Consider the following 19,467-nt stretch of genomic DNA (forward strand, 5'->3'; position numbering starts at 1 on the left):
CAGGTCCACCCGCCAGCGCCCAGGAGTGCATCCATGTCCGACTTCTCGCCGGTCATCACCGACTACTGGAGCGCCGTATTCAGCGGGAAAACGTTGCACAGCAACGAACATCTGACGATCACCGTCAACCCCGATCTCGATCACGACGAACGCGTCGCCATCCTGCGATCGGTAGACGACGAACCGGTCGCAATCACCGTGAGTCCCGCTGTCTCGGATGCACTGACCAAAGACATTGCCGCACTCGGCAATCCGACAGAGGCCGGCATACGGGCCGCCTTGGCAACCCAGGATGTCGTGCTCAACGGCGCCGACAATGTGTTCTATCTCTCAGAACCAGCAGCGGCGGACATCCTCGACGACGTCGGATCGCCCAACGTGCGCCCGCTCACCGACGACGACGCCGAACTCTTTGCCTCGTTCAAAGCGACTGTGCCCGAACAAGACTGGGACAACGCGTACGTCGAGCTCGACCACTGGGCGGTGTTCGGCGCGTTCGACGAACATGGGCGCCTCGTCAGCATCGGCAGCATGTATCCGTGGGACGACGAGTATCCGTTGGCCGATCTCGGAGTGCTCACCACCAGCGCTGCACGCGGCCGCGGGCATGCAAAGACGTTGGTGCGCGCAATGTTTCGCTACGCGCTCACCGAAGGATATGAGCCGCAATACCGATGCCAGCTGGACAATGCCGCCTCGAACAAGCTGGCGGCAAGCCTGGGTTTGCAGCTGTTCGGACAGTGGGAAGTCGTCATGCCCGATGATGCGTGACGGCGGGCTTGTGTGGTGGTCCCGACTGGGATCGAACCAGTGACCTTCCGCGTGTGAGGCGGACGCTCTCCCCCTGAGCTACGAGACCGGGGAATCTCACCGACCGGATCGGTGCGACGACAGACACTAACACGTCCCACGACCCGAACGGGAATCGCGCCCCGCCGGCACCAGGACGCACCCGCGCCGGGCGCCCAGACCCACCCCCGCGCCGCCTCAGGAGTCACACGACACAACGCCTGAAACACCGGCCAGGACTCGGTCACCTGCCCGAACCAGCCCGTTTACCAGCGGTTTTCACGCGATTTGTATCTGCTCGCATTCGTGCACTAATGTCTTGCATCGCAACGGACGAACAAAGTTCAACCGAAGCGAAACGCGGATGTAGCGCAGTTGGTAGCGCATCACCTTGCCAAGGTGAGGGTCGCGGGTTCGAATCCCGTCATCCGCTCGAAGGTGCGAATGGCATCAGCCCCAGTGGTGGAGTGGCCGAGTGGTGAGGCAACGGCCTGCAAAGCCGTGCACACGGGTTCGATTCCCGTCTCCACCTCCACAAGTTTCAACCCGGCGCGATTAGCTCAGCGGGAGAGCGCTTCCCTGACACGGAAGAGGTCACTGGTTCAATCCCAGTATCGCGCACCACAGTTTGACGACAGGCCCGGTTTTCGAACCGGGCCTTTCTTATTGCCTCACGGAGCCAAGAACTCTCTCGTCCAGCAATCCGCAATATATTCGTACCGATGCGCGGTTTCTTGCCGAATCTGCGTACAGACCACTGGAGATGGCGGTAGCGTCCAGCTCGCAATATCGGCATATTGCCGAGCCGAGCTAACTCTCCGAGGTCGAAATGTTGCGTGCGTTGATCGTTGCTGCCCTGATCACTTCTGCCGGTGTGGCCATCGCACCCGCCGCGCAGGCATCGGGATACAAGAACTGCTCGGCAGCCCACGCCGACGGTCGGTACAACATCCCGCAGGGTGACCCCGACTACAAGGCGTCCCAGGACCGCGACGGCGACGGCATCGCCTGCGAAGGCTGATCAGACCGCGGTGGCGCGCAGGCCTTCATCGAGTTCTTCGCGGACGTGCCGCTCCACCAGCAGGGGCACGAAATCCCGCACCGTGCACGACGTGAAGGCTTCGTGCGCTTGCCGCACCGACGCGGCGATCAGCGTGGGATCGAGTGCCGGATAGCGCGCCGTCAGGCGTGCCACGACTTCGCCGATCGCTCGCTCTTCACTGAACTCGCGCATCGCCCCATTCTCGCGCAGCGCTCCCCTGCGCGAGGCCGGAACGGGGCAAGAGAGTCCGGTCACCGACCGGCGGTCACCTCGTCGTAGAAGATGCCCAGCCGGTCGATCCGCCACAACTGCCCGTACACCACGAGGACGGCGCCGAATACCGTCGGCCAGATGAGCAGCGCGCCGAGCCCCCACGTCAGCAGCCCGGCGCCGGCGATCGCGCCCACGGCCCAAATTCTTTGGACGACAGCGAAACCCGCCGGCACGCGCGATCGGTCCTGCAGCCACAGCCGTTCGCCGTAGATGCCTCGGGAGGACCAGGCGACCGGCTTGTCGACGGGCGCGAACGCATGCGGGTTCCACCACAGCCACAGGACGACGACGCCGACGGGCGCCAGCGCCCACCAGCCGATCCAGACGCGGCTCCAGATCGCCAGCACCATCAGCGGGATGGCCGCGAATCGTGTCCATACGCTCCACGGGTTGGCGTGGCGCCGCCAGGCCTCGTCGCTCATGCCGGCGGCGCGGGCGTATTTGTCCAAGAGCTTCATCGCAGCATTCCCCTCGCCAGCGTTCGGATGGTGGCCTCGAGGACGTCCTCGTAGTCGGCGCCGAACCGGTCGCGGTTCATCACCACCAGCCCGACTGACCGCATGACACCCAGCAGGGTCTCCGGCGCAATGTCGTCGACCAGGACGCAGGCCCGCTGGCCGGCCGCGAGGTAGTCCAGCATCGGGCTGACGACCTCGGGCATGACGCGCGCGAGTTGCTCGGGCCCGACGCGGCGGTTGACCGCCGTCAGCTCGTCCGCATGTGTCAGCAGCCGCCGATAGAACGGATCGTTGACGAGCACATCGGTGATGGCGCGCAGGACGGCGACGAGGTTCTCCTCATCGACGGGCCGACCCAGCACCTCGGCGAGCCGGGCACCCACCAGGGGCGCGCGCCGCAGCATCACCTCGAGATAGAGCGACTCCTTCGAGTCGAAGAACGCATAGAAGCTGCCCTTGGCGATCCCCGCCGGCTGGACGAGTTCATCGAGCGACGTCTTCTTCAAGCCCTGTGCGGCGAACAGTCGCTCGGCCGTATGGACGAGGACGCGCGCAATGCGCTCCCTATCGTCGGAAGTGAACGCCACGGCCATAGCTATGACTCCTTTAGTCAGACAGTCATAGCCTACGCGTTTGCCATGGGCGCCGCGAGGGCATTCCAGCATTCACCAGCCCCGAAGGCGTAGGCACAGTGAACACCGGAGGATTTGCCTCACCCGGTGCGTAACGATTTACTGCCGAGCGTCGATAAACTAGCTCAGCAGGGTGTCATCAATAGCCATCGGGCGATGTTGACCTTCCACGCAGCTAATTGAGTAATGCCATGTCCGCAGCCTCGGGCAACGGTCGGCGGCCCGCCCACCCAACAGCTGGAACGAGATAGGCATCAGCCCAGTTCAAATAACTCGTCGGCGACCCCGCCAAGGCCGGGTCGAACACACCGTGGCGCCGCCACACCTGCCCCAGCAGTCACCAGGACGTGGAACTCGCTCGTTTCCGTCAGCAAACCAGAATCTGTTACGTGAACATTTCCGCAAAGTTCGCTCAATTGGTTGCACAACGCTCGAATGTGGACTACAAATGTTTGCTGTAAGCGAGTTTCGCTCCAGGAGGGACACCAATCATGGCTAACATCACCACTCGCATCGCAGGATCGATCGCCCTGGCTGGAGGCGCCGCGATCGTCGCGCTCGCCGGCGCCGGCGCCGCTTCGGCCGCCCCGACCCCGCCGCCGCCGAACCCGATCCAGGCGATCGGCCAGTTCGGCACCCAGCTGAACCACGCCATCGGCACGTTCGGCACGCAAAACGAGCAGGCCCTCGGCCAGGCCGGCACCTACTACAACCAGCAGGCCGGCACCGCGGGCACCTACTACGAGCAGGGCGCGGGCCAGCTGGGCACCTTCGCCACCCAGCAGCTCGTCGGCCTCGTCGGCGGCGTCTTCGCACCGCAGCACTGATTCGCGAACACACAGAGCAGGGCGTGGGCCGAGGCGGCCCACGCCCTGCTCTGTTTTCTCCACCACTATGCGCCCCACGCACATAGCTAGAAGAGCTAAACTTTGACCTCATGAGCTCAAAGACGTCGATCGCCGCTGCCGCGGCACTGGCAGTGGTGAGCTGGGGCGCATCGGCGGCGGTTGCCGTGGCCGACCCCACGCCTGCTCCCCCGGGCCCCGCGGCCCCCGCCGGAGGCCTGAAGACCAGCATCGACGCCGACGGGCTGTACATCGTCGGCAAGGACATCGCGCCCGGCACCTACGCCACGGCCGGACCGGTCGGCGACAAGCGCTGCTACTGGCGCCGGATGAACAACGCGGACCCGCACGCCAAGAACAACGTCATCGACAGCGCCATGACCGCCAAGCCCCAGGTCGTGCTCATCGATGAGACCGACAAGGCCTTCAAGACCAGCGGCTGCCAGCCGTGGCACGTCACCGATGCCGCACCGGACTCCACCGGACCGGGGCCCAACATCTCCCCGCAGGCCCGCGCCGCGATCGCGATTCTCGGCACCCTCGGCGGAGGCGGCGGCGCCCCTGCCCCCGCCCCGGCACCTGCAGCGCCGCCCGCACCGCCGGCCACGCCGTAGTAGTGCATCCTTAGCGGCATGGACGTCGACGCGCTGCTGCAATCGATCCCGCCGCTGGCGGTGTATCTCGTGGTCGGGTTCGTGATCGGGCTCGAGAGCCTGGGCATCCCGCTGCCCGGCGAGATCATTCTGGTCACGGCCGCCGTCATGTCGTCCCGGCACACGCTCGACATCGACCCCCTGGGCGTCGGACTGTCCGCTGCCGCCGGCGCCATCATCGGCGACTCGATCGGATACAGCATCGGCCGCCGTTTCGGCATGTCGTTGTTCGAGCGCCTGGGCCGCCGGTTCCCCAAGCACTTCGGGCCGGGTCACGTCGCACTCGCCCGCCGGCTCTTCAGCCGCTGGGGCGTCTGGGCCGTGTTCTTCGGCCGTTTCGTCGCGCTGCTGCGCATCTTCGCCGGGCCGCTGGCCGGGGCCCTCAAGATGCACTACACGCGCTTCCTGGCCGCCAACGCCGCCGGCGGCATCGTGTGGGCCTGCGGCACCACGGCCGTCGTCTATTACCTGGGCGTGGCCGCCGAGAAGTGGTTGGCTCGGTTCTCCTGGGTCGCGCTGCTGGTCGGTGGCCTGATCGCCCTGACCGTGACGATTGTGCTGAAGGAACGCACCGCCAAGGCGATCGAGCAACTGGAAACCGAACACGACTGGGACACCCTGCGCCAGTCATAGCGGCGTCAACTTGCGGTTGACGAATGCCATGCGTCAACCTACCGTTGACGCATGGCTACATCTGCTGAATCCGCACACACCTCGACACCCAATCCGATTGCCGGCACCGTCCGCCTCGACGACCTCATCGAGGCGATCAAGAAGGTGCACACCGAACCGCTCGACCAACTCACCGACGCGATGCTCGCCGCCGAACATCTCGGCGACATCGCCGACCACCTCATCGGCCACTTCGTCGACCAGGCCCGCCGTTCGGGGGCGTCGTGGACCGACATCGGCAGCAGCATGGGCGTCACCAAGCAGGCCGCCCAGAAGCGCTTCGTCCCCAAGGAACCCCGGTTCGACACCATGGATCCCAAGGACGGATTCAGCCGGTTCACCCCGCGTGCCCGCACCGCTGTCGTCGAGGCCCAGCAGGCCGCGCACACCTCACGCAGCACCGAGATCACCCCCGACCATCTCCTGCTCGGACTGCTCACCGACCCGGGATCACTGGCCATGGTCCTGCTGGGCAATCAGGGCGTCACCGCCGACCAGATCCGCACCGCCGCCGCCGTCCCCGTCGGCACCGCCGAACCCAAGGCCCTGATCCCGTTCGACGGCGCCGCCAAGAAGGTGCTGGAACTGACCTTCCGCGAAGCACTTCGGTTGGGGCACAACTACATCGGGACCGAACACATCCTGCTGGCGCTGCTCGAATCCGAGGGCGCCGACGGACCGTTGCACCGGCTCGGCGTCGACAAAGGCCGCCTCGAAACCGAACTCGAGAAGATGCTCACCGACTTCGTCGCCGCCCAGCAGTCGGCCGGGGAAAAATCCGGGCCGGCGTGAGTGTCCACTGACAGGGACGAAGTGGCCCAGATCTGCTCCATTCCGGGGAGGCCGTGATGGCGGTGTGCCATCATGCGATGCAGTCATAACTGAGAGGACGCGATGAGCACGGGCGTGAACGGCAACAGGACCTACCGCTGGCTGGCGGGTTTGCTCGGTGCGTTGACGCTGCTGGCGGCCACGCTGGCGCCCTCGGCAGCGGCCGAGACGAGCATCGGCAACCTCGGCCAGACCCTCCACGTCGACTACAAGGGCCTCGTCGCCGACGTCACCGTCCACAACGTGCTGCCGTCGGACGAGCCGCCGGGCTGGACCTGGAACGGTTCGCCGCGCTGGCGCAACCAGGGCGGCCCCTGGAAAGCCGACGTCACCGTGCACGTCATCTCCACTCCCAACCCCCACTGGATGGCCACCGGGGTCACCTTCAGCGGCGTCACGCCCTACGCCGACGCCTACGTGTCCAAGCACACCGACGACCCCAACGCCCTGGAACTCAAGCTGCTGAGCGCGCCCGCGGGCGCCACTGTCGACGGTGTCGTCTACTGGGACGTCTACCGCGGCCTGGTGACCAACGTGGTCATGCTCAACCCGGCGACCGGCGTCCACCTCGCGCAGTGGAACATCTGGCAGCCGGGCGATCAGCTGCCCTGAGGCCCCGGCGACCGGATATAAACTGCCCCTGCCCCGCGTGGACAGGGGCAGTTTTGTATTCGCGGACAAGGAGATCTCGATGACGGTGCAGGTGCGGCAGGCACAGGCCGAGGATGTCGCCGAACTCGCCGACGTGGCCGCCGCCACGTTCCCGCTGGCGTGCCCGCCGTCGTCGACGACGGAGAACATCGCGGCCTTCATCGCCGCCAATCTGTCCGCCGATCGTTTCGACGAATACCTGCGCGATCCCGATCGTGCGGTGTTCGTCGCGCACGACGACACGCGGATCCTGGGTTACACCATGCTGATTCGCGGCGTGGCCGACGACGCCGACGTGCAACGTGCCGTGCCGGAGCGACCGGCTGTCGAGTTGTCCAAGTGCTACGTGCTGCCCGACGTCCACGGCGGCAAGGTTGCCGCCCTGCTCATGGAGACGTCCGTCAGGTTCGCCCGGGACCTCGGCGCCCGCTGCGTATGGCTGGGCGTCAACCAGGAAAACGAACGCGCCCAACGCTTTTACCGCAAGCACGGGTTCGAGGTCGGCGGTACCAAGACGTTTCAGCTCGGTGAGCGGACCGAGAGTGATTACGTCCTGGTGCGCCCCCTTTAGCTCGCCGAGCAGACGTGAAAACCCCCAAAATCATGTGAATTTGGGGGTTTTCACGTCTGCTCGCGAGAGAACTCAGGCGTGGAGCTGGGTGCCCTCGTGGGTCAGCGCGAGCAGGCGGGACGTGGCACGCAGGTACTTCTTGCGGAAGCCGCCGGCCAGCATCTCCTCGCTGAACACGGTGTTCATCTTCTCCCCCGACGCCACGACGGGGATGCCCGCGTCGTAGAGCCGGTCGATCAGCGATACCAGCCGCAGCGCGACGGCCTGGTCGTAGACCATGTGCACACCGGTGATGAAAACCTGCTGTACGCCTTCGATCAGCGCGTGATAGCGCGACGGGTGCATGGTCGCCAGGTGCGCGCACAGGGCGTCGAACTCGTCGAGCGTGGCACCTTCGACGCCGACCGCCCAGGACCGCACGTCGTCGTCCGACGGCGGCACCGGAGCCGACGGCAGGGCCCGCTGCCGGTAGTCGGGGCCTTCGACGCGGACGGTGGTGAAAATGCTCGACAGCGTATTGATCTCCCGCAGGAAGTCCTGCGCGGCGAAGCGGCCCTCACCCAGCTGTTCGGGCAGCGTGTTCGACGTCGCGGCGATCGACACACCGCGCTCCACGAGCGCCGAGAGCAGCCGGGAGATCAGCGTGGTGTTGCCCGGATCGTCGAGCTCGAACTCGTCGATGCAGACCACCACATAGTCGGACAGCAGGTCGATGCACTCGGTGAAGCCGAAGACGCCGGCCAGCTGCGTCAGCTCACCGAACGTGGCGAACGCGGCGGGGCCCGCGTTCGCGCCGGCCAGGGTGTAGTAGGTCGACGCCAGGAGGTGGGTCTTACCGACACCGAAGCCGCCGTCGAGGTACATACCGACCCCGGGCAGTGCTTCCCGCTTGCCGAACAACTTCTTCTTGCCGGCCCGCTGGCGGATCGCGTCCTCGCAGAACTTGCGCGCCGAGACCACCGCAGCGGCCTGCGACGGCTCATTCGGATCGGGCCGGTAGGAGTCAAAGCTGACGTCGGCGAATGTGGGCGGCGGAACCAGTTCGGCGATCAGTCTCTCCGGCGTGACGGTCGGATGACGATCGGTCAGGTGCGCGACTTGGCTGGCCCCAGGCATTAAGGAACCATAGCGGCGTGTTGCAATGATCCATGTGTCCGATCCCGACGCTGCGACGCAGCTCACAGAGCTCAGCGCGGTAGGCGCTGCCTTCCCGGCCGACCCGGAGACCGGCGACGACACGCTGCTGGCGCCGTTCTACAGCTACCCCGCGGAACTGGACCGGCCGTGGGTGCGGGCCAACATGATCTCCAGCCTGGACGGCGGCGCCACCGACGACGGCCGCGCCGGTGGCCTGGCCGGCCCCGGGGACCGGGCGCTGTTCGGCTACATGCGCCAGCAGGCCGACGTCATCCTGGTCGGTGCGGCGACCGTGCGCATCGAGAATTACTCCGGTGCCCAGATGTCCGCGCCACAACGCCAGGCCCGTCAGCTCCGCGGTCAGGCCGAGGTGCCGCCCATCGCGGTGATCACGCACAGCGCCGACATTCCGCACGACGCCAAGTTCTTCACCCGCACCGAGGTGCCGCCGCTGATCCTCACCAGCCGCGACAGCATCGACGACACCTGCCGCCGGTTCACCGGGCTCGCCGAGGTCATCGACGCCTCCGGCACCGCGCCCGACCGGGTCGACCCGCACGTCGTGCTGCGCATCCTCGGCGAGCGCGGACTGCGCCGGGTGCTGACCGAAGGCGGACCGTCGGTGCTGAACATGCTGATCGAGGAAGATCTGATCGATGAGATGTGCGTGACCATCGCGCCCATCCTGGTCGGCGGATTCGCCCGACGGATCGCCTCGGGTCCCGGCGAGGCACACACCCGGCTGCGCCGCAGCCACGTGCTCACCGACACCGCGGGCTACCTGTACACGCGCTACGTCCGCTGACAGGTCCGCAGCATCGGCATCGCTACTGTGGTGGCCATGCGTCGCCGCCTGCTGCTCCCGGCCCTGAGCCTGTCGACCGTGGTGCTGTCGACGGTCGTGGCAGGATGCGCCCCGCTGCTGGCCGCCAACCCCCGGTACGTCACCGACTCCGGTGCCCGCCCGCAGGGCGCGGCGACCACGTCCAAGGCACCCGAAGGCCCGCCGCCGATCGCCGTGCCGAAGAAGGATCTGACGTGGCATGAATGCACGTCCCGGGTGTTCGGTGACGCGACGGTGCCCGCCGTGCCGGGCGTCATCCTGGACTGCTCCGACTACGACGCCGACCTCGATTCCCTGGGCGGCTCCGCCGGGACCGTCAGCATCGGTGTGGTGCGGGCCCGCCTGGCCACGACCCCCGCCGACGCCGGACCGATCGTCATGACCACCGGATCCGACATCCCGACGTCGCACCAGCTGCCGGTGTGGCTGCAGCGCGGCGGTGTCGACCTGTTGAAGACCCGCCCCGTCGTGGCCGTCGACCGCCGCGGCATGGGCATGTCCGGGCCGCTGAGCTGTGTGTCGAGCAATGATCGCCAGGACCTGCTGGACCAGGCCCAGTTCCTGTCGGGCGACGACCAGGTGGCCAACCTCGCGAAGGTCGCCACCTCGGCCACCACCGACTGCACCGACAGCATCGCCCCGGGCGAGTCGGCCTACGACAACGCGCATTCGGCCGAGGACCTGGAGCGGCTGCGCAGCACCTGGGACGTGCCCGCGCTGGCCGTCCTCGGCATCGGCAACGGCGCCCAGATCGCCCTGGCCTACGCGGCGTCGCACCCCACCAAGGTCGCCCGACTGGTGCTGGACTCCCCCTTGCCGCTGGGCATCTCGGCGGAAGCCACGGCCGAGCAGCGGGTCAAGGGCCAGCAGGCGGCACTCGACGCGTTCGCCGCGCAGTGCGTCGCCAACAACTGCCCCCTGGGCCCGGACCCGAAGGGCGCGATCGACGGCCTGCTGGCCGAGGCCCGCGCCGGACGCGGCGCCGGCGGCGCCTCGACGGCCGGGCTGCTCGAGTCGATCACCACGGCGCTGGGCTACCCGCGCGGCGACGGGCTCGCCAACACGATGGCGCTGGCCGGTGCGCTGGCAGCGGCCCGCAGCGGCGACGCCACCGCGCTCAACGCCCTGAGCAAGACGGCCGAGGAGACGCGCCAGACCGACGGGCAGTTCGTCAACCGGTGCGACGACTCCGTCAACCGGCCGACGCCGGACCGCGTCCGTGAACTGCTCGTGGCGTGGCCCAAGAAGTACCCGCAGTTCGGCGCCGTCGGCGCGCTCAGCCTGGCACCGTGCCTGAGCTGGCCCAGCAGCCCGTCGCCCGCGCCCCCCAAGGAGCTGAAGGTGCCGATCCTGCTGCTGGGCACCCACAACGACGCGATCGTCGGCGGCGACGGCATCGCCGCGGTGGCCGCGATGGCGATCAACGCGGGCAACAACAGCCGGCGCGTCATGTGGCAGGGCACCGGCCACGGCACCATCGTCTACACGACGGCGTGTGCCCTGCCGCCGGTTCAGGGCTACCTGAACACCGGCAAGCTGCCGGAGACCGACACGTTCTGCCCGGCCTGAGCGGCCCGTCCGGCACCCCGTTATAGGGTTCGGTGGTGACGCGCCCTCTATCGCTCCTGAGCGTCTTCGGTCCCCGCACCGGCCCGCAGAGCACCGCGAATATCGTTCGCAATGCCCTGTGGCCCATCGCGATCGTGTCGATCATCCACCGCAGCTACGTGCTGACGACCAACGGTTACATCACCGATGACTTCGGTCCGGTGTACCGCGCGGTGTCGAACTTCCGGCGGCACTGGGCCATCTACAACGAGCACTTCAACTACGTCGATCCGCACTACCTGTACCCGCCCGGCGGCACCCTGCTGCTCTCGCCGTTCGGCTTCCTGCCGGAGTTCGCGTCGCGGTTCTGGTTCGTCGCGGTCAACTCGGTGGCGATCATCATCGCCGCCTGCCTTCTGGTACGGCTGTTCAAGTTCTCGTTGACGTCGGTGGCGTTGCCCGCCCTCCTGCTGGCCATGTACTGCACCGAATCGGTCACCAACACACTGGTTTTCACCAACGTCAACGGCTGCATCCTGCTGGCCGAGGTGCTGTTCTTCACCTGGCTGCTGGATGGCAAGAAAAACCATGAATGGCTGGCCGGCGCCGCCATCGGCCTGACCCTGGTGCTCAAGCCACTGCTCGGCGTCCTGCTGCTGCTGCCGCTGCTCAACCGCCAGTGGCGGGCCCTGGTCGCCGCCCTCGCGGTGCCGCTGGTCTTCAACGCCGTGGCCTGGCCGCTGTCGGCCGACCCCATGGGATTCGTGCGCAACACCGTGCCGTACATCTTCCAGACCCGCGACTACTTCAACAGCTCGGTACTCGGGAACGGCATCTACTATGGCCTGCCGATGTGGCTGATCATGCTGCTGCGCATCGCCTTCGTGCTGCTGGCCGCGGCCAGCCTGTGGCTGCTGTACCGCTACTACCGCGAGCGCGACCAGCTGTTCTGGATGCTGACGTCGTCGGGTGTCCTGCTGATCACCTCGTGGCTCGTGCTGTCCCTGGCGCAGGGTTACTACTCGATGATGCTGTTCCCGTTCCTGATGACGGTGGTGCTGCCGCGGTCGACGATCCGCAGCTGGCCGGCCTGGCTCGCGGTGTACGGCTTCCTCACCATGGACCGCTGGCTCATGTGGCGCTGGCCGACGACCGGCCGGTTCCTCGAGTACATCAAGATCACCTACGGCTGGTCGCTGATGCTCGTCGTGGTGTTCTGCGTGCTGTACTTCCGCTACCTCGACGCCAAGAAGGACGGCCGGCTCGACCAGGGCATCGACCCGTTGTGGTTGTCCAACGCCGAGTCCGGACGGGCTTCCGCAGGTAGCGTGAACGCATGAGCATTCCGCCACCCAAGGTTGAACTCTCCGATTCGCAGTGGCGCGAGAAACTGACCCCCGAAGAATTCCATGTGCTGCGCCAAGCCGGAACGGAACGCCCCTTCGTCGGCGAGTACACCGACACCAAGACCGAGGGCGTCTACCAGTGCCGGGCCTGCGGCGCCGAGTTGTTCCGCAGCACCGAGAAGTTCGAATCCCATTGCGGCTGGCCGTCGTTCTTCGACCCGGCCGACTCGGACGCGGTGATACTGCGGGCCGACAACAGCCTCGGCATGCGCCGCGTCGAGGTGCTGTGCGCCAACTGCCACAGCCACCTCGGACACGTCTTCGAGGGCGAGGGCTACCCGACCCCGACCGACCAGCGCTACTGCATCAACTCGATCTCGCTCCGCCTGGTCCCGGCCGAGAGCTGACACGTGGTCGCGCAGCCCACCGACGCGCAGTTGCGGCGGTGGCGACAGCACCTGGCCAATGAACGCGCCGAAGCTGCCGTCTACCGCGATCTGGCGCAGCGCCGTCAAGGCGCCGAACGCGACATCCTGCTCGAACTCGCCACCGCGGAGGGCCGGCACGAGAAGCACTGGCTGACGCTGCTGGGCGATCAGGTCGGGAAGCCACGCCGCCCCGACATCCGGACTCGGCTGCTGGGCTTTCTTGCCCGTCATCTCGGCTCGGTGTTCACGCTGGCGCTCGCGCAGCGAGCCGAAGCCCGCTCGGAGTACGACACCGACGTCGACGCCACGCCGACCATGGCGGCCGACGAACGTATCCACGGCGAGGTCGTCCGCGCCCTCGCCAGCCGGGGCCGCGACCAGCTGTCGGGCAGCTTCCGCGCCGCGGTCTTCGGCGCCAACGACGGACTGGTCAGCAATCTGGCGCTGGTCCTGGGCATCGGCGCCACCGGGGTCTCGAGCGCGACGATTCTGGCCACCGGGCTGGCCGGGCTGATCGCCGGAGCCCTGTCGATGGGCGCCGGCGAGTACGTGTCGGTCAACTCGCAGCTCGAACTGCTCGAGGCGTCGACACCCAGCGCCACCGCCGGCACCGCGGTACGGGCGCTCGACGTCGACGCCAACGAACTGGAGCTGGTGTACCGGGCCCGCGGGATGAGCCCCGAGGATGCCGCCGTGCGCGCCGCGAACGTATTCGCGAGCCTGCGGGCGGGCGCGCCGGCCGACTCCCCGCTGGGCGAGGTGTCGACCGAGCACCACGAAGCCGTCGGCACCGGATTGCGGGCCGCGGTGTCCAGCTTCCTGTTCTTCGCATCCGGCGCGCTGATCCCGGTGCTGCCGTATCTGTTCGGGCTCACCGGCATCACCGCCATCGTTGTCTCGGCGGTCCTGGTCGGGCTGGCGCTGCTCTCGACGGGCATGGTCGTCGGCCTGCTCTCCGGCGGGCCGCCGCTCCGACGGGCGTTGCGCCAGTTGATGATCGGCTATGGCGCCGCCGCGGTGACCTATGGACTGGGCCTGTTGTTCGGGACCGCGGTCGGCTGATGGACCAGTCCGTGCAGCAACGCCGCGACGCCGGCCGGGCCGCCCGCGACCGGCTGCCCCGGTCCGCCTTGGCCGACGTCCACCTCACCGCCGACCGCCCCGACCCGGTGGCCCTGCTGGAATCGCAGGCCACCTCGCGGATCGCCGAGCTCGTCCCGATCCGATACGGCCGGATGCTGACCTCGGCGCTGGCGTTCTACCGCGGTGCGGCCCTGATCATGGCGTCTGATCTGGCGGCGGGCCCGCACACCGGGCTGGCAGCGCAACTGTGCGGCGACGCCCACCTGTGCAACTTCGGCCTGTTCGGCTCGCCCGAACGCAATCTGATCTTCGACGTCAACGACTTCGACGAAACCCTGCCCGGCCCCTGGGAATGGGACATCAAGCGCCTGGTGGCGAGTCTGGCAATCGCCGGACGGGACAACGGCTTTCAAGCCGAGGACCGCGCGGAGGTGGTTCGCAGCTGCGTCAACGGCTACCGCACCCGTATGCAGGAACTGGCCGGGATGGGCGAACTGGAGGCGTGGTACACCCAGACGACCGTGGACGCGGAACTGCAGAACAGCGTCGACACCAAGTTCGCCCGCGAGATCCAGCAGACCGCGGCCAAGGCCCGTGCACACGACAGTCTCCAGGCCGTCGCGAAACTGACCGAGACGGTCGACGGCCAGAGCAGGCTCATCAGCCGTCCACCACTCGTGGTGCCCATCGAGGAACTCGTCGGCGCCGACCAGGCCCGTCAATACGAGCAGCAGATGACGCCGTTCATGCAGCGCTACCGCGACAGCCTCGAGGACAGCAGGCGGGTCCTCGTCGACCGCTTCCAGTACGTGACGATGGCGCGCAAGGTCGTCGGCGTCGGCAGTGTCGGTCTGCGGGCGTGGATCGTGTTGCTGACCGGGCGCGACAGCGACGACCCGTTGTTGCTGCAGATGAAGGAGGCCCAACCTTCCGTCCTGGAGCGCTTCCTCGGACCCAGCCCGTATTCGAATGCCGCCCAACGGGTTTCAGTGGGACAGCGGCTGATGCAGGCCAGCAGCGACATTCTGCTGGGCTGGCTGCACGCCGTCGGGCCGGACGGCTACGAGGCGGACTACTACGTCCGTCAGTTGCACGACTGGAAGGGCGCCGTGTCGGTGCAGACGTCGAGCCCGAAGCTGCTGGCCGACTACGGACGCGCCTGCGCCCACGCGTTGGCCCGGGCCCACTCCCGCACCGGCGACCGCATCGCGATCGCCGCCTACCTCGGGAGCAGCGACGCCGCCGATACGGCATTGGCCCGCTTCGCGGAGGCCTACGCGGACCAGAACGCACGTGACTACGCGGCGTTGCGCGCCGCCGTCACTGCCGGACGGGTCACCGCAGAGTCCGACCTCTGACCCGCTGCCGTCGTGGACAATTGGCGCATGGACCGCCCTCACGAGGACCTCGCTCAACTGATCCAGCGCCGGCTGCGGGACGGAACAACCAGCCATCACCCCGTCGTCATCCAGCAGGCGATCAAGCGCAATCAGAGCCTGCAACTACGGGTGGCAGACCGGATCACCGCCTTCGCGGGTTCGATGAGCTTCGTCTACATCCATGCCGTGTTGTTCGCGGCGTGGATGATCTTCTTCGAACGCAACCCGTGGCCCACACTGACCCTCATGGTCTCCCTCGAGGCCATCTTCCTGTCGACGTTCGTGATGATCGGGCAGAACCGGCAGGCCGAATTCCAGCACGTCAAGGCCGATCACGACTTCGAGACGCAGGAACTCGAACTCCGGACCAACACCGATCTGACCCGCCAAATCCACACGCTCACAACGGAATTGCACCGCCGAATCATGGCGACAGGCGACGGCCCGAGTTAGACCTGCCAGCTCCGGGCTACGGCAGGTTCGCGACCAGCTGCTCGATGCCGACCCGCGGACCGGTGAAGAACGGCGTCTCCTCGCGGACGTGGCGACGGGCGTCGGTGTAGCGCAGCTTCCACATCAGCTCGACGATGCGGGCCAGGTCCGGGCCTTCGAACGCGAGAATCCACTCGTAGTCGCCCAGCGAGAAGGCCGGCACGGTGTTGGCGCGGACATCGGGGTACTCACGGCCGGCCATGCCGTGCTCGACGAGCATCCGGCGGCGGTCCTCGTCGGGCAGCAGGTACCAGTCCAACGAACGCACGAACGGGTAGACGCAGACGTAGTCGCCGGGATCCTCGCCCGCGATGAACGCCGGCAGGTGGCTCTTGTTGAACTCGGCGGGACGGTGCAGGGCGACGACACTCCACACCGGTTCGGTTGCGGCACCCAGGGCGGTGCGCCGGAAGCCGGTGTAGGTGGCCTGCAAGTCCTCGACACGCTCGGCGTGGGTCCACATCATGAAGTCGGCGTCGGCCCGGAAGCCGGCGACGTCGTACAGCCCGCGGACCACGACGCCCGCGTCCTCTCGCTTCTTGAGGTAGGCAGCGGTATCCGCGGCGATGGCGGCCCGCGACTTCTCGTCCGCCGGCAGCTCGTCCGGCTGCACGGCGAAGACCGAGATCATCATGTACCGGGTCACCGCGTTGAGGGCGTCGTAGTCGAGCTTGGCCATGGCTCTATCGTGCCACGCGGGTACCGAGTACCTCTTGGGCCGCCCGGGTTCCGGACGCCACACACGCCGGCACCCCGATGCCGTCCAGATATCCACCCGCGACGGCCAGCCCCGAGGGCAGCCCCGCCCGCAGCTCGTCGACCAGTTCGAGGTGCCCCGGACCGTACTGCGGCATGGCGTCGATCCAGCGCTGCACCAGGTAGTCCACCGGCTCGGCGGTGATCCCGAACAGTGCCCGCAGGTCTTCCAGCGACCACGCCAGCAGCCGGTCGTCGCCGACGTTGCGGGCCAGATCGTCACCGAACCGGCCGTACGACAACCGCACCAGCTCGACGTTGCCGCCGCGCCCCCACTTGCGCGAGGTGAGGGTGATCGCCTTGGAGTGCAACGCTTCTCCCGCGGCCATCAGGACACCGGACTGCTGCGGCAGCGGGGTCCCGCCCGGCAGCGCGAGTGCGACCACCGCGGCCGAGGCGATCGGGATCAACCGCGCCATGGCCGCGCTGCCCGGTGCGACGTTCTCGAGCAGCTTGGCCACGCGCGGCGCCGGAAGCGCCAGCACCACAGCGTCGGCCGACCAGTGCTTGCCCTCGTCGTCACGCAGCTGCCAGCCGCAGCCCACCGGAGCCAGCCCCTCGATCCCGACCTGGGCCCACTGGGCACCGGTCCGCCGGACCAGTTCGTCGATCAGGACCGCGTACCCGCCGTCGACCGCGCCGAACACCGACGCGGTCGTAGGCGGCGCCGCGGCCAGCACCGCGGCGACCGCGGCCGTCAGGCTCGGGGCACCGCGGTCCAGCGCGGCGGCCAATGCCGGGACCGCGCTACGGATGCCGATGGTCTTCGCCGAACCGGCGTAGACGCCGGCCAGCAGCGGATCGACCGACCGGGTCACCACCTGGTTGCCGAACCGGTCGCCGACCAGTTGCGCGACGGTCGGGTCGGCATCGAGCTGCCAGGGCAGGGGCCGGGTCGGCTCGCTCGCGATCTGGGCGAGCGTCGCGTCGTCGACGAGTCCGCGCAGGTTGGCGCCGGGTCCGGGGATGCCTTGCATGGTGCCCTTGGGCATGGGGTGCAGGCGGCCGCCGCTGAAGATCAGCGGGCGGACGCCGGTGGTGCCGAGCTGGCGCAGGCCCAGTTCTTTCAGCAGCGATGTGACCTCGGGCCGACGGGCCACGAAGGCCTCGGCGCCGACGTCGAGGATCTGGCCGGCGAGCCGTTCGGTACGGAGCACGCCACCCAGCCGGTCCGCCGGGTCGAAGACGGTGATGCGCGCCGACGGCTCTGCCTGGCGCAACCGGTACGCCGCAACCAGACCCGAAATGCCGCCGCCGACAACGCCATACGTCTTGCTCATCTACCGACTCACAACGAGTGGGCCAGCGCCACCGCTTCGGTGACCACACCGGGATCGGTCGACGGCAACACCCCGTGGCCGAGGTTGAAGATGTGCCCGGCGGCACCGGCAGCGACGGCGCGGCGCCCGTCCGCGACCACCTGGCGGACGGCGTCGTCGACCACGCGCCAGCCGGCCAGCAGCACGACCGGATCGAGGTTGCCCTGCAGGGCCTTGCCCGGACCGACCCGGCCCGCGGCGTCGACGAGGTTGGTGCGCCAGTCCACGCCGACGACCGTCGCGCCGGCTTCGCCCATGGCCCCCAGGAGCTCGGCGGTGCCGACGCCGAAGTGCGTCATCGGCACGCCTTCGTCTTTCAGCGACGCGAAGATGCGGGAGCTGTGCGGCAGCACGTAGTCGCGGTAGTCCGCGAGCGACAGGGTGCCGGCCCAGGAGTCGAACAGCTGGATCGCGTCGACGCCGGCGGCCAGCTGCGCGCGCAGGAACTCGATGGTGAGGTCGGTCAGCTTGTCCATCAGGTCGTGCCACGTCGCGGACTCGCCGAGCATCATGGCCTTGGTCTTCTCGTGGTTCCGGCTCGGGCCGCCCTCCACCAGGTACGAAGCGAGTGTGAACGGCGCGCCGGCGAAACCGATCAGCGGCACGTCACCCAGTTCCTTGGTGAGCAGGCCGATGGCCTCCGCGACCGGCGCCACCTGATGGGGCTCGAGCGGCTTGATGCCCTCGACATCGTCCGGGGTGCGGATCGGGTGGGCGATCACCGGCCCGACATCCGGCACGATGTCCAGATCGATCCCGGCGGCCTTGAGCGGCACCACGATGTCCGAGAACAAGATGGCAGCGTCGACGCCGTGGCGGCGCACCGGCTGCATGGTGATCTCGCAGACCAACTCGGGGTTGAAACACGCCGAGAGCATGGTGTGGGTGGCGCGCAGGGCGCGGTACTCGGGCAGGGACCGGCCCGCCTGCCGCATCATCCACACCGGGGTCCGGTCCGGGGTGCGGCCGGTGGCGGCAGCCAGATAGGGCGCATGCGGCAGTTCACGACGGGTGCTCATCACTGCTAATGCTGCCATGTCCACATCGGCCGCTTATACCCTGTCGGGCAGCCAAATGTCGGGCTATCGGCGCGCCTGCTTACGCGACCGGCCAGATCGGGCTAGCGTCCCAGAATGTGACCTCCGCCGAGCCGGCCCAGTTCCGCACTGCTGTTGCGGCAATGAACGCCGCCACCGTGCGCCAGGAGATCGAACTCGGCCCGATCCGTCCGCCGCAGCGGCTGGCTCCCTTCAGCTACGCGCTCGGCGCAGAGGTGCGTCATCCCGACACCTCCGTCGTCCCGGAAAGCTCGGAGGGCGACGCCTTCGGACGTCTGATCCTGCTGCACGATCCCGAAGGTGCTGAAGCCTGGGACGGCACCATGCGTCTCGTCGCCTACATCCAGGCCGATCTGGACTCCACCGAGGCCGTCGACCCGTTGCTGCCCGAGGTGGCGTGGAGCTGGCTGGTCGACGCGCTCGAGTCGCACGCCGACGGCGTCACCGCGCTCGGCGGCACCGTCACCGCGACGACATCCGTCCGCTACGGCGACATCTCCGGCCCGCCGCGCGCGCACCAGCTGGAGCTGCGGGCGTCGTGGACCGCGACGTCACTCGAGCTGGGACCGCACGTGCAGGCCTTCTGCGAGGTGCTCGAGCACGCCGCCGGACTGCCGCCTGCCGGCGTGACCGATCTGGGTTCGCGCACGCGCGCGTGAC

At 67.9% G+C, this 19,467-nt stretch carries 23 protein-coding genes and 4 tRNA genes; 19 read left to right on the forward strand and 8 right to left on the reverse strand.

The window, feature by feature from the left end; genetic code table 11:
* Positions 1–33 precede the first annotated feature (33 nt).
* Positions 34–771: a GNAT family N-acetyltransferase gene (locus QRN63_RS25445; protein ID WP_285033689.1), complete on the forward strand. Its 738-nt coding sequence runs from the start codon at positions 34–36 to the stop codon at positions 769–771.
* Positions 772–784: 13 nt separating this feature from the next.
* On the opposite strand, the gene QRN63_RS25450 is transcribed toward QRN63_RS25445, so the two are convergent.
* A tRNA-Val gene (locus QRN63_RS25450) sits at positions 785–859 on the reverse strand.
* Positions 860–1,149: 290 nt separating this feature from the next.
* On the opposite strand from QRN63_RS25450, the gene QRN63_RS25455 reads away from it, so the two are divergent.
* From QRN63_RS25455 to QRN63_RS25470, 4 genes are all read left to right on the forward strand, one after another.
* A tRNA-Gly gene (locus QRN63_RS25455) sits at positions 1,150–1,222 on the forward strand.
* A gap of 28 nt (positions 1,223–1,250) precedes the next feature.
* Positions 1,251–1,324 (forward strand) — tRNA-Cys (locus tag QRN63_RS25460).
* Positions 1,325–1,338: 14 nt separating this feature from the next.
* Positions 1,339–1,413 (forward strand) — tRNA-Val (locus QRN63_RS25465).
* Positions 1,414–1,618: 205 nt separating this feature from the next.
* Positions 1,619–1,810, forward strand: a complete 192-nt coding sequence (locus QRN63_RS25470) for an excalibur calcium-binding domain-containing protein (RefSeq protein WP_020101794.1) — start codon at positions 1,619–1,621, stop codon at positions 1,808–1,810.
* Here QRN63_RS25470 and QRN63_RS25475 read toward each other — a convergent pair whose 3' ends face one another.
* Genes QRN63_RS25475 through QRN63_RS25485 form a run of 3 tightly spaced genes read right to left on the reverse strand, consistent with a single transcriptional unit; the run spans position 1,811 to position 3,155 of the window.
* Positions 1,811–2,023: a three-helix bundle dimerization domain-containing protein gene (locus QRN63_RS25475; protein ID WP_285033690.1), complete on the reverse strand. Its 213-nt coding sequence runs from the start codon at positions 2,021–2,023 to the stop codon at positions 1,811–1,813.
* 59 nt (positions 2,024–2,082) lie between these two features.
* A complete protein-coding gene (locus QRN63_RS25480; RefSeq protein WP_285033691.1) occupies positions 2,083–2,562 on the reverse strand; it encodes a DUF6653 family protein in 480 nt (159 codons plus the stop codon).
* Positions 2,559–3,155, reverse strand: coding sequence for a TetR/AcrR family transcriptional regulator (locus tag QRN63_RS25485; protein ID WP_285033692.1), 597 nt, complete (start codon positions 3,153–3,155; stop codon positions 2,559–2,561). Before QRN63_RS25485 ends, QRN63_RS25480 begins: the two co-directional genes overlap by 4 nt.
* 530 nt (positions 3,156–3,685) lie before the next feature.
* Here QRN63_RS25485 and QRN63_RS25490 point away from each other — a divergent pair.
* The 6 genes from QRN63_RS25490 to QRN63_RS25515 all read left to right on the forward strand — a co-directional run bounded on the left by QRN63_RS25490 (position 3,686) and on the right by QRN63_RS25515 (position 7,417).
* Positions 3,686–4,021, forward strand: a complete 336-nt coding sequence (locus tag QRN63_RS25490; RefSeq protein WP_267317154.1) for a hypothetical protein — start codon at positions 3,686–3,688, stop codon at positions 4,019–4,021.
* Between the two features lie 110 nt (positions 4,022–4,131).
* Entirely contained in the window at positions 4,132–4,653 is a 522-nt protein-coding gene (locus tag QRN63_RS25495; protein ID WP_285033693.1) for an Rv1352/Rv1906c domain-containing protein, read from the forward strand.
* A gap of 18 nt (positions 4,654–4,671) precedes the next feature.
* On the forward strand, positions 4,672–5,325 hold the full coding sequence (locus QRN63_RS25500) for a DedA family protein (protein WP_267317152.1): 654 nt from the start codon (positions 4,672–4,674) through the stop codon (positions 5,323–5,325).
* Positions 5,326–5,376: 51 nt separating this feature from the next.
* Positions 5,377–6,156 (forward strand): Clp protease N-terminal domain-containing protein, encoded by a 780-nt coding sequence (locus QRN63_RS25505; RefSeq protein WP_285033694.1) that lies wholly within the window; start codon positions 5,377–5,379, stop codon positions 6,154–6,156.
* Between the two features lie 102 nt (positions 6,157–6,258).
* Positions 6,259–6,807 (forward strand): hypothetical protein, encoded by a 549-nt coding sequence (locus QRN63_RS25510; RefSeq protein WP_267317150.1) that lies wholly within the window; start codon positions 6,259–6,261, stop codon positions 6,805–6,807.
* Positions 6,808–6,886: 79 nt separating this feature from the next.
* Positions 6,887–7,417 carry a GNAT family N-acetyltransferase gene (locus QRN63_RS25515; protein WP_285033695.1) on the forward strand — a complete coding sequence of 177 codons (531 nt, stop codon included), beginning with the start codon at positions 6,887–6,889 and terminating at the stop codon, positions 7,415–7,417.
* A 72-nt stretch (positions 7,418–7,489) separates the two neighbouring features.
* Here QRN63_RS25515 and zapE read toward each other — a convergent pair whose 3' ends face one another.
* Positions 7,490–8,533, reverse strand: a complete 1,044-nt coding sequence (zapE, locus tag QRN63_RS25520; RefSeq protein WP_267317148.1) for a cell division protein ZapE — start codon at positions 8,531–8,533, stop codon at positions 7,490–7,492.
* Between the two features lie 25 nt (positions 8,534–8,558).
* On the opposite strand from zapE, the gene QRN63_RS25525 reads away from it, so the two are divergent.
* From QRN63_RS25525 to QRN63_RS25555, 7 genes are read left to right on the forward strand one after another with little or no spacing between them, the layout of a single operon-like run.
* Positions 8,559–9,359 carry a pyrimidine reductase family protein gene (locus tag QRN63_RS25525; protein ID WP_267317147.1) on the forward strand — a complete coding sequence of 267 codons (801 nt, stop codon included), beginning with the start codon at positions 8,559–8,561 and terminating at the stop codon, positions 9,357–9,359.
* A gap of 36 nt (positions 9,360–9,395) precedes the next feature.
* Complete coding sequence (locus tag QRN63_RS25530; protein WP_285033696.1) at positions 9,396–10,967, forward strand: alpha/beta fold hydrolase; 1,572 nt, start codon at positions 9,396–9,398, stop codon at positions 10,965–10,967.
* A gap of 35 nt (positions 10,968–11,002) precedes the next feature.
* Positions 11,003–12,286, forward strand: coding sequence for an arabinofuranan 3-O-arabinosyltransferase (gene aftC, locus QRN63_RS25535; RefSeq protein ID WP_267317145.1), 1,284 nt, complete (start codon positions 11,003–11,005; stop codon positions 12,284–12,286).
* Positions 12,283–12,699 carry a peptide-methionine (R)-S-oxide reductase MsrB gene (msrB, locus tag QRN63_RS25540; RefSeq protein WP_155904832.1) on the forward strand — a complete coding sequence of 139 codons (417 nt, stop codon included), beginning with the start codon at positions 12,283–12,285 and terminating at the stop codon, positions 12,697–12,699. Before aftC ends, msrB begins: the two co-directional genes overlap by 4 nt.
* A 3-nt stretch (positions 12,700–12,702) precedes the next feature.
* Positions 12,703–13,782, forward strand: coding sequence for a VIT1/CCC1 transporter family protein (locus QRN63_RS25545; RefSeq protein WP_285033697.1), 1,080 nt, complete (start codon positions 12,703–12,705; stop codon positions 13,780–13,782).
* Positions 13,782–15,161, forward strand: coding sequence for a DUF2252 domain-containing protein (locus tag QRN63_RS25550; RefSeq protein ID WP_285033698.1), 1,380 nt, complete (start codon positions 13,782–13,784; stop codon positions 15,159–15,161). The genes QRN63_RS25545 and QRN63_RS25550 overlap by 1 nt, the downstream gene beginning before the upstream one ends.
* A 27-nt stretch (positions 15,162–15,188) precedes the next feature.
* Complete coding sequence (locus tag QRN63_RS25555; RefSeq protein ID WP_285033699.1) at positions 15,189–15,635, forward strand: DUF1003 domain-containing protein; 447 nt, start codon at positions 15,189–15,191, stop codon at positions 15,633–15,635.
* A 16-nt stretch (positions 15,636–15,651) separates the two neighbouring features.
* Here the strand turns inward: QRN63_RS25555 and hemQ are convergent, their stop codons facing one another.
* The 3 genes from hemQ to hemE are packed head-to-tail and all read right to left on the reverse strand — an operon-like array spanning position 15,652 to position 18,768.
* The gene (hemQ, locus tag QRN63_RS25560) at positions 15,652–16,353 is read right to left on the reverse strand and encodes a hydrogen peroxide-dependent heme synthase (protein WP_267317141.1); all 702 of its coding nucleotides are present in this window, start codon (positions 16,351–16,353) and stop codon (positions 15,652–15,654) included.
* A gap of 4 nt (positions 16,354–16,357) precedes the next feature.
* Positions 16,358–17,710, reverse strand: coding sequence for a protoporphyrinogen oxidase (locus QRN63_RS25565; protein ID WP_285033700.1), 1,353 nt, complete (start codon positions 17,708–17,710; stop codon positions 16,358–16,360).
* Between the two features lie 8 nt (positions 17,711–17,718).
* Positions 17,719–18,768 (reverse strand): uroporphyrinogen decarboxylase, encoded by a 1,050-nt coding sequence (gene hemE / locus QRN63_RS25570; protein ID WP_267317139.1) that lies wholly within the window; start codon positions 18,766–18,768, stop codon positions 17,719–17,721.
* A 161-nt stretch (positions 18,769–18,929) separates the two neighbouring features.
* Between hemE and QRN63_RS25575 the strand changes: the two genes are divergently transcribed.
* A complete protein-coding gene (locus tag QRN63_RS25575) occupies positions 18,930–19,466 on the forward strand; it encodes a DUF3000 domain-containing protein (RefSeq protein WP_410506071.1) in 537 nt (178 codons plus the stop codon).
* Position 19,467: the final 1 nt, after the last annotated feature.

Origin of the sequence: Mycolicibacterium sp. lyk4-40-TYG-92 (genome assembly GCF_030209435.1) — a bacterium.
Taxonomy (GTDB): Bacteria; Actinomycetota; Actinomycetes; order Mycobacteriales; family Mycobacteriaceae; genus Mycobacterium.